A 13,609-nucleotide genomic window follows, 5' to 3' on the forward strand; every position below is an offset into this window, starting at 1 on the left:
TCAGTGAAGACTCTCAGCGACCTGCTCGCCGAGGGTGTCGCGGGTCGGCGCGTCCTGGTGCGCGCCGACCTCAACGTCCCCCTCGACGGAGACAAGATCACCGACGACGGCCGCGTGCGCGCGTCGGTCCCGACGATCAAGGCACTGGCCGACGCGGGTGCCCGCGTGATCGTCACCGCTCACCTCGGCCGTCCCAAGGGCGAGCCGGACCCCAAGTTCTCCCTGGCCCCGGCCGCCGCTCGCCTCGGTGAGCTGCTCGGCACCGAGGTCGCGCTCGCGAGCGACCTGGTCGGCCCGTCCGCCACCTCCGTGGTCGGCGCGCTCACCGACGGTGGCGTCGTGATGCTGGAGAACGTCCGCTTCGACGCCCGTGAGACCTCGAAGGACGACGCGGAGCGCGCGGCACTGGCCGACGAGCTCGCGGCGTTCGCGGACGCGTTCGTGTCCGACGGTTTCGGCGTCGTGCACCGCAAGCAGGCCTCGGTCTACGACGTGGCGCAGAAGCTCCCCGCGTACGTCGGCGGTCTCGTCGAGGCCGAGCTCAAGGTGCTCAAGAAGCTCACCGACGACCTGGAGCGCCCGTACGTCGTGGTGCTCGGCGGCGCGAAGGTGTCCGACAAGCTCGGCGTCATCGCGAACCTGCTGGCCAAGGTCGACCGGCTGCTCATCGGCGGCGGCATGGCGTACACGTTCCTCAAGGCCCAGGGCCACGAGGTCGGCACGTCGCTGCTGCAGGAGGACCAGCTCGACCAGGTCAAGGGCTTCCTCGCCGAGGCCGAGAAGCGCGGCGTCGAGCTCGTGCTGCCGGTCGACGTGCTGGTCACGGCCGAGTTCGGCAACGTCGAGCACGACGTCGTCGGCACCGACTCGATCCCCGCCGACAAGATGGGCCTCGACATCGGCCCGAAGTCGCGCGAGCTGTTCGCGTCGAAGCTCGCCGACGCCAAGACCGTGTTCTGGAACGGCCCCATGGGCGTCTTCGAGATCGACACCTACGCCGGTGGCACGCGTGCCGTCGCGGAGGCCCTGGTCAAGTCCGAGGCGTTCACCGTCGTCGGTGGTGGCGACTCGGCCGCCGCGGTGCGTGCGCTGGGCCTGCCCGAGGACGGCTTCTCGCACATCTCCACCGGTGGTGGCGCGTCCCTGGAGTTCCTGGAAGGCAAGGAACTCCCCGGCATCAGCGTTTTGGAGTCCTGATGGCAGCCCGGCTCCCGCTCATCGCGGGCAACTGGAAGATGAACCTCAACCACCTCGAGGCGATCGGTCTCGTGCAGAAGATCGCCTTCTCCCTCCCGGAGAAGTACTTCGCCAAGGTCGAGGTGGCCGTTCTTCCCCCGTTCGTCGACATCCGCAGCATCCAGACGCTGGTCGACGGCGACAAGCTGCTGATCAAGTACGGCGCGCAGGACATCTCGCAGCACGACTCCGGTGCCTACACCGGTGAGATCTCCGGCCCGATGATCAAGAAGCTCGGCTGCCACTACGTGGTCGTCGGGCACTCCGAGCGGCGTGAGTACCACGGCGAGACGGACGCCATCGTCAACGCCAAGGTCAAGGCCGCGCTGAAGGTCGAGGTCACCCCGATCTTCTGCTTCGGCGAGAAGCTCGACGTCCGCGAGGCCAAGGGTCACCTGGAGCTGGTGCGCCAGCAGCTGGAGGACGGTCTCAAGGGCTTCACGGCCGAGCAGGTCGCCAAGATCGTGTTCGCCTACGAGCCCGTCTGGGCCATCGGCACCGGTCGCACCGCCTCCTCCGCCGACGCGCAGGAGGTGTGCTCGCTGGTCCGCTCGTTCGTCGCGGAGAAGTACGGCGAGGAGACCGCGGCCGTCGTCCGGGTGCTCTACGGCGGTTCGGTCAAGTCGTCGAACATCGGCGATCTGATCGGGCAGAAGGACATCGACGGCGCTCTCGTCGGCGGTGCCAGTCTTCAGGCCGACGAATTCACCAAGCTGTGCGCATTGGCTGCCGGCGGGCCTCTACCCTAAGTTGATCTGGACCAAACCCATAACCCCACTGGTTGCACACGTTCGGCAGTCGAACAGGTACTCTATGGCGTCGGCTGCCTGACAGCGAGGAAGAAATGATCCTGTTCCTGCAGATCCTGTTGATCGTCTCCAGCGTGCTCCTGGTGCTGCTCGTGCTCTTGCACCGCGGCCGTGGTGGCGGCCTTTCTTCGCTGTTCGGCGGCGGTATGCAGTCGAGTCTGTCCGGTTCCTCCGTTGTCGAGAAGAACCTCGATCGCCTGACTCTGTTCGTCGGTGCGATCTGGATCATCGCCATCGTGGGCATCGGACTCCTGATCAAGCTGCCTCCGTCAGCCTGATCAACCGTTCAGCGGCAGAAGCCCTCCGGGGCTTGGAGTAACCACTTGGTGGGGGTGTAACGGTCGATGTCCGGTGGTAACGCGATTCGCGGTACCCGCGTCGGCGCAGGCCCGATGGGCGAATCGGAACGCGGCGAGTCCGCGCCCCGTCGTCGGGTGTCGTACTGGTGCGCGAACGGTCACGAGTCCCGGCCTTCCTTCGCGGTCGAAGCGGACGTGCCGGAGAACTGGGACTGCCCGCGCTGCGGCCTGCCGGCAGGTCGTGACGAGCAGACGCCACCCGCGCCTCCGCGCAACGAGCCCTACAAGACGCACCTTGCGTACGTGAAGGAGCGGCGCTCCGACGCGGACGGTGAGGCGATCCTCGAAGAGGCTCTCGCCAAGCTGCGCCGTCAGCGCGAAGTGCCGTAAGCCTGGCTCGGAGATCTTCTAAAACGCGAAAGGCCCCCTCATCCTGCGGAGAGGGGGCCTTTCGCGTTTCTCTCTTATCGTCGCAGTCCCGAGAACTGGCGACGCAGCATCGCGGCACCGACGAGCAGGAAGAACAACAGCACCACGAGCGTGCTGGTCGTGCCGCCGGACGAACTCGACAGCGTCACGTCCACGTTGCCCACGAGCACGATGCCGCACTCCGCACGCACCTTGTGGCGGCCCGGCTCGATGCTCGCGAACTTCACCGGCGACCGGAAAGTGCCGTTCTCATCCGCGGTCGTCTTGCCGACGTCCTGGCCCAGCGACTTCAGCGTCACGTTCGCGCCCTTGGGACAGCCCGTGCCGGTCGCGGTCAGGTCGTCACCGGGCTGGATGTTCTCCTTGTCCAGGATCAGCACGCCGTCGTCGGGGTTGGTCAGCGCGTCGGTGGACGAGGGCGGCGTCTCCGAGGACGACGACGGGGTGGTCGTGGTCGTGGTGGTCGTCCCGGGAGTCGTGGTGGTGACGACCGGTGGACGCGTCGTCACAGGCGGGTTGGTGACCGGCGGGTTCGTCACCGGCGGAACGGTGACGGGCGGCTTGGTCGTCGTGGTGACCGGTGGCGGCGGCACGACGACGCGCAGTGCGGTGCCCGCGCTACCGCACTTCGTGTTCGTCGACCGGGCTTCGAGCTTGTGGCTACCGGCGGTGGTGCCCGCGGGCACGGTGGCTCCGACCGAACCGCTGGAGGCTGAGCCCGCGGTCGCGATCTGGGCGCCGTCCAGCGTGAAGATGATGCTGACGGCACGACACGTAACGAATCCGCCCCAGGAAATGGTCACGGGGCCGCCTGCTGTGGCAGGCTGCGGCGCCGCGGTCACACTGGGCGGCTGCTGGGCCGAAGCCGGTGTGGCGACCAGCACCGTAACACCGGCCATCATGGCCACGAGTAAGCCTAAAGACCGCATTCCCTCTCCCCGGATCAGAACCTAAGGTGCGCTAGTGAGACGTCGCATGGCCGGTGCAGGTTTACTGCTGTGGTGCGGAATTATGCTGCTTCCCTCGGCGGCCCTCGCACAGGACGGGTCTGTGATCCTCGAGGCCGATGTGGACGGTAGGCCGGTTGGAGTAGGGAATCTCGTTCTGGACCCGTCGCAGACCGCCAAGGTCTCCGTCACGGTCCGCAACAACACGACCACCGTGCAGCGCGTGAAGACCGTGCGAATCAGCGGCACCGCGCTGGCGTTGACCTTCTTCTCTTACGACACAACGGTTCCGTTCGACGTGCCGGCGAAGTCCTCGGAGACCCGGTCGTTCCCGCTGGAGCCCACCGATCTCGGCTCGCAGGCGATTGGTCTCCTTCCGGTCACAGTTGAGGTCATCGACGTCGGGCGGGAGAGCATCGCGTCCGTCGAGACGACCGGAGACGTCAAGGGCTCGCTCTGGTCGGTCTACGGGGCGTTCGGTCTGGGCGTGCTCGTGCTGACCGGGTTGTCGTGGGCGGGGGCGTTGATCGCGCTGGCCCGCCGCCGGCTTCCTCCGAACCGGTGGCAGCGCGCCATGCGGTTCCTGCCGGCCGGGATCGGCACCGGGCTGGTCGCGGTGATCTCGTTGTCGGTGCTGCGGCTGGTGGCGCCGTCACCCACGGCCGAGATCCCGTTCATCGTCGGTGCCGCCGCGGCCGCGTTCGTGCTCGGCTACCTGACGCCGCACCCCGGTGAGCGGCGCCATCCGTCCGATGTGGATACCGTGAGGATTCAACGGTGATTCAGTCCAGTGTGGTCGCCGCGCTGCCGCAGTACGCCGTCGGTGAGCAGATCGGCGAAGGCGGCATGGGGGTCGTCTACGGCGGTGTGCACCGTCAGCTGGGGCGTCCCGTGGCGATCAAACGGCTGCCGCACGCCGTGGCCGAAGACCCGCGGATGAGTGAGCGCTTCGAGCACGAGGCGCGGCTGCTGGCCCGGCTCGACCACCCGCACATCGTGCCCGTCTACGACTACGTCCGGCAGCAGGGCGAACACCTGCTGGTGATGGAACGGCTCGACGGCGGCACGGTCTGGTCGCGGTTCTCAGGCGACGGCCTGACCGCGCAGCAGTCGTGCGGGATCGTGCTGGCGGCGCTGTCCGGTCTGCACGCGGCGCACGAGGCCGGGGTGCTGCACCTCGACGTGAAGCCCAAGAACCTGCTCTTCACCTCGAACGGCGTGGTGAAGGTGGCGGACTTCGGCATCTCCCAGGTGGTGTCGGAGGGCGCGACGCTCGTGACGCACGGTGGCGCGGTGCTCGGCACGCCCGCCTACATCGCTCCGGAGCAGGCGATGGGCAACGCTCTGTCGCCTGCGGCCGACGTCTACGCGACCGGCACGATGCTCTACGAACTGCTGTGCGGCGACCTGCCGTTCGAACGCGGTGGCGGCCCTATCGCGATGATCCAGAAGCGGGTGTTCCAGGAGCCGCGGCCGGTGCCGAAGGTGCCGGAACCCCTTGCGGGCGTGGTGATGCGCAGCATCGCGCGGGAACCGGACGCGCGCTACCGCAACGCCGAGACGTTCGCGATCGACCTGGCGGGCGCCGCGGGCCACCTGTTCGGCCCGGACTGGCTCGTGCGCCTGGGCATGCCCGTGCACCTCGCACCACAGGTGTCGTCGTCTTCCACGCGTCCGTCGCTGCGGCCCGTGCCCGAACGCGAGACCGTCACGCTCACGGGGCAGCGGATCCGGGCCACGCTGGTCGACCCGATTCCGGCCGCACGGCTGAGCGGCAGCAGCACGCTGGTGCCGGCCTCGCAGGTGATCAGGCCGCCGTCGAAGCCGTGGGCGTTGTGGCTGGTGGCCGCCCTCGCGTTGATCGCGATGGCCGTGGTGCCGTTCGTGGCGACCGGCACCCCGCCCGCCACGACCATCGAGCTGGACCTGGCCGATCCCGTGAAGGTCGAGGGCACGCGTCTCGTCGTGACGGCGGCCGGGATTCCGCTCGCGGACGTGCCCGAGCGCACGCCGGAGGGCTTCGTGCTGCCGGGCGCGGCGCGGTGGATCATCGGCGGCGTCGTGACGGCTCAGGTCGACGACCAGCCGCCGTTCCTGCTGAAGTCCAGCCAGACGCCGTGGCTGAGCCTGATGGGCACCGGCTCGGCGTTGTTGCTGCTGTTCACGTTCGCGTACCTGGAGTCGAACCTGCGGGCGTTGCGTCGGCGGCAGACCGGGGTGGCGGCGGTGATCGCGTCCGTGCCGCTCGGCCTCGGGCTCGGCCTGTCCGTGTGGCTGCTCGTGTCCGTGCTGCTGGAGCACGAGCCGACGATGCCGATCGCGCTCACGTGCGGTGTGCTCGGCGCGGCGGCGGCACTGAGTGCGTCGCTCGCTTCCAAGCCCGCCTGATCGAACGCGACAGTTCGCCCCTGACGGGCGTTCTCTGAGAAGCAGTGCTTCTGAGGGAACGACCAGTCAGGGGGAGCGATGATCAGTCGAAAGGTGTTCCTGAAGTCCGTCGCCGGTGCCGCGGCGCTGGCGAGCGTCGGGGGCGGCACGGCGTCAGCGGCACCGAGGAAGCGCGGCGGCGTCTGCTACGACACCGGGGTGCTGCACGCGGCGGGGGAGCCGTTGAGCCGCGTGCGCTGGAGCCGTCAGCAGCTGGAACGGGAGATCCGTCTCCTCGCCGGCGAGCTGCGCTGCCCGTCGATCACGGCGTTCGGCACCGACCTCGGCCGCCTCGCCGAGACGACGGACGCGGCGTTGCGCCACGGCATGCGGGTCTTCGTGCAGCCGAGGCTCTACGACCACCCGCAAGAGCAGATCCTGGAGCACATGGCCGAGGCCGCGCGCACGGCCGAACGGAAGCGGCGTGGCGACAACATCACGTTCGTCACCGGCTGCGAGCACTTCCTGTTCACGCCGGGCATCATCCCCGGCGACACCTTCCTGGACCGGCTCGCGAACATCCCGACGATCACGGACTGGCCGGCGGTCATCCGGCGCTTCCGCGAGTTCGTGGTGAAGGCCGTCGAGGTGGCGCGCGGGGAGTTCCGGGGCCGGATCACCTACGGCGCGGCCGCGGGGGCGGACGCCGACTGGAACGACTGGTCGTTGTTCGACCTCGTCGGCCTCGACTACTACACGCACTTCGAGACCGACGCCGAGTACACGGCTGACCTGGACAAATATCGCCGTTGGGGCAAGCCGCTGATGATCATGGAGTACGGCTGCTGCACGTTCACGGGCGCCGCGAAGGCCGGTGGGATGGGCTGGGACATCGTCGACTACGAGGCAGACCCGCCCGTGATCAAACCCGGCTTCGAGCGGAACGAACGCGAGCAGGCCGACCACATCGCCCGCATGCTGCGCGTGTTCGGCGCACAGCCCGATGTGGAGGGTTCACACCTGTACTCGGTCATCACACCGGACTCGCCGCACAACCCGACGTGCCGCGATCGCGACTACGACATGGCCTCGTACAGCCTGCTGCGCACGATGCGTGAGCGGTTCGACGACGACAACTCGCCCTACCGCCTGGAGCCCAAGAAGTCGTTCCACGCGTTCCAGAGCTTCAATCGGTGATGACGCGTTCCCTCGGGAACGACGCCGTCACCAGGAAGCCGCCGTCCTCGGTCGGTCCCGCCGAGAACTCGCCGCCGAGCAACGTGGCGCGTTCCCGCAGACCGACCAGGCCGTGACCTCCGCTGGGCAGCGACGACGACGGGCTGGACGCGGCGGTGTTGCGCACCTCGACCAGCACGTTGTCGTCGTACTGGGCGTCGATGAACACCGTCGCGCTCGCGCCCACCGCGTGCTTGCGGATGTTGGTCAGGGCCTCCTGCACCGTCCGGTAGACGGCGCCGGACACCGGTGCGGGGAGGTCCTCGACCGGGCCCTTGAGCTGGACGGTCACCTCGAAGCCCGCGTCGGCGGCCAGGTCGGACAGCTCGTCGAGACCCGGCTGCGTGTCGTCTGTGGTGCGTAGGACGGACACGAGCGTGCGGAGCTCATCGAGCGTGCGTGTCGACAGTGTGCGGATGGTGCCGGCGACCTGCTTGTGCTCGGCGTCGACCACGGCCATGCGCAGCGCACCGGCCTGCATGGCGATGAGGCTGACTTGGTGCGACACCACGTCGTGCATCTCGCGGGCGAGCTTTGCCCGTTCGTCGGCACGGATGGCGTGCGCGTGCAGCACACGTTCTCTCTCGCGTGACTCGGCGAGTTCGCGGATGCGGTCGGACAGCTCCTGGCGCGCGTGCACCAGCAGGCCGATCGCGATCGGCAGGCCCGACACGAGGAAGCCGTAGATCGCCGAGTGGAAGTGCCCGGAGGCGGGCCGGTCGATCAGCTCCTGAAACGGCCAGGCGACGAACCGGCAGAGCCACACCAGCGCGGCCGCGAGGCCCGTCTGCCAGCCGCCGAGGTAGCGGCGGGCGACCGTGTAGAGGGCGATCATCGCGGCGAGCTGCGACCAGCCGACGAAGAAGCCGGGGATGGTCAGCACGAGCGTGAGGAACGGGAACCGCCGCCGCAGGACCAGCGCGCCGACCGCGAGCCAGTTGAGCCACAGCTGGTAGTTCTCGACCGGTGGGAGGTCCGTGATCGGGTCGGCTTCGAGCCACAGCCCGTACAGCCAGACGTCGAGCACGGCGAAGAAGATCAGCGCCAGGTCCGCGAGCACCTGCCGGTAGTCACCACTGAGCGGCCAGCGCGAGCCGGCCGCGGTCTCCTCCGACCGTCTGGCCGGGAGCAGCGTCGTGGTCAGGATCCGACCTCCCCTGTGAGCCTTGCGATCCTCACCGTACTGCGCGTATGCGGCGGATGGCATTGGCTGCCCCTTTACCCCGACCTGCCCCGTCATGGGGGTAAGACGTCGGTACACGCGAATCTGTACGCCGCTCCACTCACATATGTGCTACCGCACACGTCCGTGCGGACGCGTGCGGTAGTCACAGCACTACTACGGGGCTATCAGGGGCAGGTTTTCCAGCTGAACTGGTAGGTCGTGTCGATCGCACCGTCCGTGGAGTCCATCGACACGAAGCTCGTCGTCGTGGCCGTGTTGGACGAGCCGGGGTAGACGCGGAGCTCGGTGTTGATGTTGAAGTTCCGCTTCTCGCCGCACGGCGAGTAGACGATCGCGGCGACCTCGGTCTCGTCGGTCGCCTGCCAGTCGTCGCTGTGCGGGCCGTTGTACCGGTGCTGTGCGGTGTCGTTCTGCGACATGCCCTGGAAGTAGTAGTTGGCCTTCTGGATGGCGTACGCGCCTCTTTCCAGGTGCGCGAAACCTCTGTAGTCGGCCTGGGCGATGCCGTAGGTGAAGCCCTGCGGGACGTTGACCCGCAGGTTGAGCTGGCAGTTCTTGCGGAAGTCGGTCGGTCGCGCGCCGACGCCGACCTGGGCCAGGTAGTCGCTGTAGGTGACCGTGAAGGCCTTGTTGTCCTCGGACACCGCGACGGCCGCGGTGCCCGCCGGGCAGCCGGAGCCGTTGACCGTGACGACGTCGATGGTGATGTGGTCGGGCGGCGGCGTCTCGTTGGGCGAGCCGGGCGGGATGATGATGGTCGAGGCCAGCAGGGCAGCGGCAACCGCGTTGAGCATGAGGGGCACCTTTCCAAACGCGTCTCGCAGGGAGGGGTGGCGGCGGTTGGAACTCCGGTGGCGGCGGCCTTTGTCAGAAAATCAGCAGCGCTTCCACGAGAAGTGGTGCAAAGTGCGGACTTCTCCGCGCTGGTAGTCCATCGTCATGAAACTGTTTGTATTGGCGTCCGAGCTACCTTTGTCGACGCGCAGGGCGCTGTTGACGTTGAGATTCTTCTGCTCGCCGCACGGCGACCAGACGATCTCCGAGAACTCGGTCTTGTGGGTGATCGACCAGTTGTCGTCGAACGGCCCCGTGAACGTGTGCTTCCACGTGGTGGTGGCCGATTGACCCTGGAAGTAGTAATTCACCGACTGGTACCCGGTCGCGCCGGGTTTGAGGTACCCGTAGCCGCCGTAGGTCGCTTCCGCGATGCCGTACGTGAAGCCCTGCGGGACGTTGATCTGCAGCGTGAGCTGGCAGTTCTTGCGGAATTCGGTCGCACCGGCACCCTTGCCCGCCTGGGCCAGGTAGTCGCTGTAGATCACCCAGAACGAGGTGTTGTCCGGTGAGACGATCACTTCGGCGCTGCCCTGCTTGCACCCGGAACCGTTCACCGTCACCACGTCGATCGTCACGCGCTCCGAAGGAATCGTCGCGGCGTGTGCGGGTGCTGACGACAATGTGAACAGCACGGCCAGAGCGGCTGCTGCCGTCGCTTTACGCATGAAGTTGGCCTTTCCTGGTGCCTCTTTCTCAGCGTGGAGCGGCAGCGGTGCCGCGAAGGTTAGCGCAGACCCTCAACCAATGGTGTGATCCAAATGGCCCAGGTCACACTGATGGAGCAGTTCGTGAAGAATTACCAAAAATAGTCGGACACCTGGTGCTGAAGGCACGAATAGTTTCCGGCATACTTGCCCGCATGTCGCTGGCTGGGCTGGTGCTCGTGGTCGAGGACGAGGACCCCGTGCGTAGGTACACCGTGAGCCTGCTCGAGGAGCTGGGCTTCGAAGTTCTGCAGGCCAGTGACGGCATCGAGGCGCTCGCGATCCTGCGCGAACGGTCCGCCGAGATCAGCGCGATGCTGCTCGACCACAGCATGCCGGGCCTGTCCGGCGAGGAGGTGCTGGCGCAGGTCGAACGCGAGGGCCTCGCCGTGCCGGTGGTGCTGACCAGCGGCTACGACCGCGCGTCACTGGAGCGGCGGTTCGCGGGGCACGACGTCGCCGGCTACCTGCAGAAGCCGTTCCGGATCGAGGCGCTGGACGAGACGGTCCGTCTCGCCGTGGCCCGCCGCGCTCAAGCGTCCTGAGCAAGCGGGCTGATCGCGATCTTCACCGCGTTTTTCGGCGATCAGCAGGGCACCACGATGCACCCGTCTGACCGGCGAAAAACGCGGCAAAGGTCAGCGATCAGCCCGCTAGGACCTGCCGCACGCGTTCCAGCAGGTCCGACTCCACGTACGGCTTGGTGATCAGCACCTCGTCGTTGAGGACCTCGTCGGTCGTGTACCCGGACATGTAGATCACGGCCGGTGCCGCGCCGGTCGAGCGCAGCAGCCGGACGAGTTCGGGGCCGCCCATCTTCGGCATCACGACGTCGGTGAGCACGAGCTCGATGGTGCTGCGGTGGGCCGTGGCCAGTTGCAGTGCCTCCTGGCCGTCGCCCGCCTCGATCACCGCGTAGCCCGCGGTCTCCAGCGAGCGCCGGGTCATGACCCGCACCTGCGCGTCGTCCTCCACGAGCAGCACCGTGCCGATGCCTCGGTGCGTGGTGGTGCGACGCGCGCACGGTGCTTCGGGCGTGCCGTCGCGTTCGTGCGGCACGGGCAGGTAGACCTCCACGGTCGTGCCTTCGCCCAGTGCGCTGATCAGTTCGATCTGCCCGCCGGACTGCTGCACGATGCCGAACACCGTGGACAGGCCGAGGCCGGTGCCCTTGCCGACCGGTTTGGTGGTGAAGTACGGCTCGAACACCTGCGCCTGCACGTCCGGTGCCATGCCCGCGCCGGTGTCCTGGACGCGCATCACGACGTACTCGCCCGGCCGCACGCCGACGATCCGGCCGGTGTCGCCGCCGCCGAGGGTCCTGTCCGCGATCGAGATCCGGAGCGTGCCGCCGCCGGGCATCGCGTCGCGGGAGTTGACCGCGAGGTTGAACAGGATCTGCTCGACCTGGCCGGCGTCCGCCCACACCTGCGCGACGCCTTCCGGCAGGTGCATCTCCAGTTCGATGTGGTCGCCGACGAGCGTGCGCAGCATCGAGTGGACCTTGGTGAGGTTCTGCCTGAGGTCCAGGGACTCCGGGTGCAGGACCTGCTGGCGGGTGAACGCGAGCAGCTGCCTGGTCAGGTTCGCGGCCCGTTCGCCCGCGTGCCTGATGTCCTCGATGGCCGTGCGCCTCGGATCGTCCGGGAGCGTGCGTCGCAGCAGCATCTCGCTGTTGCCGTTCACGACCGTGAGGATGTTGTTGAAGTCGTGCGCGATGCCACCGGTCAACCGTCCGATGGCCTCCATCTTCTGCGCGTGCCGCAGTTGCGCTTCGGTCTCGCCGACGCGTTCTTCGAGCCGTGCGCGCGCGTCCTTCAGCTCCTGCATCAGCCTGATGCTCCGCAACGCGCTGCTGAGCTGCTGCTGCACGGCCTCGTAGATCCAGCCGGGCTCCGGGCCCTCCTCGAAGATCACGTACCCGAGGTGGTCCTCGTCGGTGTAGAGCGGGGCGACCAGGGCGCTGAACGGCACGTTGCGCTTGAACGGGTACGGCGTGAGGTTGATGGTGGGGAACGGGGTGTCCGGCGGGGTCTTCAGTTCTGCGTTCTCGTACCGGACGAGCGCGCGCGCCGTGCCTGGCGTGTCGTACGCCATGACGTGGCAGCCGGGGATGGCGAGGCGGGGGAGTTCCTCGGCAAGAGCGGTCGTCAGCTCGTCCACGTCCCGTGACGCGATGAGCCGTTGTCCTGCTTCACGCACCGTCTGGTCGTGACGCTCGTGCGACAGGTACTTGAAGCGCGCGTCCGTGGCGAACGCATCGCCGAGAAGCAGCTGCACGCGCAACCACAGGTCGTTGATGATCGTCGCGTCGCTGATCCGTGCCGTCACGAACCGATGCAGGTCGAACAGCGGTGGCCACCACTTCGCCGGTTCGCACCCGGCGCGCGCACTCCAGCGGATGTACTCGGCCAGCAGCTTCAGGAACTCCGCGCCCTCGACCTCACCGCGGCCTGCCGCCATCAGCTCGACGACCAGCTGCTCGGCCCATCCGTCCGGCAGGTTCGCGGAGGGCTTCCCGAGCGAGTCGCGCAGGTGGTCCGCCACCGTGGAGGCGGTCGCGGACTCGTTGATGCTGAGCCGGTCGTGCGCGGGGGCGTGGTCACCGAGCCCGGACGGCAGGCAGCCGCACGACCGGCGCACGATCAGCTCGGTCGGCAGGGTCTGGTGCTCGCGCGTCGGCCGGCCCTGCACCAGCGCCACCGCGAGTTCGGCCGCCCGGAAGCCCATTTCGAGGAACGGCGCCCTGACGGTGGTGAACGTGGGCGCCGCGTCGTGCGTGCGAACGTTCGTGTGGTTGCCGTACCCGACGACGGCGACGTCCTCCGGCGTGCGGTACCCCAGTTCCTCCAGCGCGGACACGACCCCGATCGCGTAGTCGTCGTTCGCGGCGGCGATGGCGTCCGGCGGTTCCTTGATGCGCGCGAGCATCCTGCGCACGGCCTGCGTCGCGCCGTTCGGTTCCCAGATGAATGAGCCCGGCATGGTGACGAGCGCGGGATCGAACGGGATCCCGTGGTTGCGCAACGAATCCGCGTAGCCGAGGAACCGCTCCCGTGCGCCCGCATGCGTTTGCGGCCCCCGGACGAACGCGATCCGGCGCTTGCCGTGCACCTCGATGAGGTGGTCGACGGCCTGCTTCATGCCGTCACGGTTGTTCATCAGAATCGTTGGCCACTGGGCAAGGCTTGTTTCGACGCTCACGATGGGCATGGGCGCGTACCGCTTCACGTACTCCTGCATGCCCTCGGACCCGATGAGCTGCCCCACGCGCGTAGTCCACACCACGAGCGCATCGATGCGATTCGGCGAGATGAGGTCGTAGACCGTGTTCGCGCGACGCTTGAGCGGGTCCGGATGGTCCAGTTCACTGCCCACGAAACACACGAGGTCGCACCCGAGGCGCTGAGCTCCGTCGCTGACACCACGCCACTGCTCGCCCGCGAGCTCGATGAGCGGGCCAGCGGTGATCATCCCGATGGTGGGACGTCGCTTCGCACTGCCGTTTGCCACAAAACCCCCGCTACTCAACGCGATTGGGGATGATACGCGTTGTCGG

Annotated in this window: 13 protein-coding genes; 8 read left to right on the plus strand and 5 right to left on the minus strand. The window is 67.9% G+C overall.

Features of this window, described 5'->3' with window-relative positions; all coding sequences use genetic code 11:
* Positions 1–3 precede the first annotated feature (3 nt).
* The 4 genes from SK854_RS33830 to SK854_RS33845 all read left to right on the plus strand — a co-directional run bounded on the left by SK854_RS33830 (position 4) and on the right by SK854_RS33845 (position 2,734).
* The gene (locus SK854_RS33830; protein WP_319979184.1) at positions 4–1,197 is read left to right on the plus strand and encodes a phosphoglycerate kinase; all 1,194 of its coding nucleotides are present in this window, start codon (positions 4–6) and stop codon (positions 1,195–1,197) included.
* Positions 1,197–1,985: a triose-phosphate isomerase gene (gene tpiA / locus SK854_RS33835; protein ID WP_319979185.1), complete on the plus strand. Its 789-nt coding sequence runs from the start codon at positions 1,197–1,199 to the stop codon at positions 1,983–1,985. The genes SK854_RS33830 and tpiA overlap by 1 nt, the downstream gene beginning before the upstream one ends.
* A gap of 95 nt (positions 1,986–2,080) precedes the next feature.
* Positions 2,081–2,323 (plus strand): preprotein translocase subunit SecG, encoded by a 243-nt coding sequence (secG, locus tag SK854_RS33840; RefSeq protein ID WP_319979186.1) that lies wholly within the window; start codon positions 2,081–2,083, stop codon positions 2,321–2,323.
* A 66-nt stretch (positions 2,324–2,389) separates the two neighbouring features.
* Positions 2,390–2,734 carry an RNA polymerase-binding protein RbpA gene (locus SK854_RS33845; RefSeq protein ID WP_319979187.1) on the plus strand — a complete coding sequence of 115 codons (345 nt, stop codon included), beginning with the start codon at positions 2,390–2,392 and terminating at the stop codon, positions 2,732–2,734.
* Between the two features lie 74 nt (positions 2,735–2,808).
* On the opposite strand, the gene SK854_RS33850 is transcribed toward SK854_RS33845, so the two are convergent.
* A complete protein-coding gene (locus SK854_RS33850; RefSeq protein WP_319979188.1) occupies positions 2,809–3,675 on the minus strand; it encodes a hypothetical protein in 867 nt (288 codons plus the stop codon).
* 268 nt (positions 3,676–3,943) lie between these two features.
* On the opposite strand from SK854_RS33850, the gene SK854_RS33855 reads away from it, so the two are divergent.
* The 3 genes from SK854_RS33855 to SK854_RS33865 all read left to right on the plus strand — a co-directional run bounded on the left by SK854_RS33855 (position 3,944) and on the right by SK854_RS33865 (position 7,284).
* Positions 3,944–4,501 carry a hypothetical protein gene (locus SK854_RS33855; protein ID WP_319979189.1) on the plus strand — a complete coding sequence of 186 codons (558 nt, stop codon included), beginning with the start codon at positions 3,944–3,946 and terminating at the stop codon, positions 4,499–4,501.
* Positions 4,498–6,108, plus strand: coding sequence for a serine/threonine-protein kinase (locus SK854_RS33860; RefSeq protein ID WP_319979190.1), 1,611 nt, complete (start codon positions 4,498–4,500; stop codon positions 6,106–6,108). Before SK854_RS33855 ends, SK854_RS33860 begins: the two co-directional genes overlap by 4 nt.
* A 78-nt stretch (positions 6,109–6,186) precedes the next feature.
* Positions 6,187–7,284, plus strand: a complete 1,098-nt coding sequence (locus SK854_RS33865; protein WP_319979191.1) for a hypothetical protein — start codon at positions 6,187–6,189, stop codon at positions 7,282–7,284.
* On the opposite strand, the gene SK854_RS33870 is transcribed toward SK854_RS33865, so the two are convergent.
* The 3 genes from SK854_RS33870 to SK854_RS33880 all read right to left on the minus strand — a co-directional run bounded on the left by SK854_RS33870 (position 7,274) and on the right by SK854_RS33880 (position 10,011).
* Positions 7,274–8,530 (minus strand): sensor histidine kinase, encoded by a 1,257-nt coding sequence (locus SK854_RS33870; protein ID WP_319979192.1) that lies wholly within the window; start codon positions 8,528–8,530, stop codon positions 7,274–7,276. The two genes, SK854_RS33865 and SK854_RS33870, sit on opposite strands and share 11 nt — an antisense overlap.
* Before the next feature lie 143 nt (positions 8,531–8,673).
* Positions 8,674–9,303, minus strand: a complete 630-nt coding sequence (locus SK854_RS33875; RefSeq protein ID WP_319979193.1) for a DUF4360 domain-containing protein — start codon at positions 9,301–9,303, stop codon at positions 8,674–8,676.
* An 81-nt stretch (positions 9,304–9,384) separates the two neighbouring features.
* A complete protein-coding gene (locus SK854_RS33880; protein WP_319979194.1) occupies positions 9,385–10,011 on the minus strand; it encodes a DUF4360 domain-containing protein in 627 nt (208 codons plus the stop codon).
* 194 nt (positions 10,012–10,205) lie between these two features.
* On the opposite strand from SK854_RS33880, the gene SK854_RS33885 reads away from it, so the two are divergent.
* On the plus strand, positions 10,206–10,595 hold the full coding sequence (locus SK854_RS33885) for a response regulator (RefSeq protein ID WP_319979195.1): 390 nt from the start codon (positions 10,206–10,208) through the stop codon (positions 10,593–10,595).
* A gap of 100 nt (positions 10,596–10,695) precedes the next feature.
* On the opposite strand, the gene SK854_RS33890 is transcribed toward SK854_RS33885, so the two are convergent.
* A complete protein-coding gene (locus SK854_RS33890; RefSeq protein ID WP_319979196.1) occupies positions 10,696–13,524 on the minus strand; it encodes a substrate-binding domain-containing protein in 2,829 nt (942 codons plus the stop codon).
* Between the last annotated feature and the right edge of the window lie 85 nt (positions 13,525–13,609).

Source organism: Lentzea sokolovensis, from assembly GCF_033949975.1.
In the GTDB taxonomy this organism is placed as follows: Bacteria; Actinomycetota; Actinomycetes; order Mycobacteriales; family Pseudonocardiaceae; genus Lentzea; species Lentzea sokolovensis.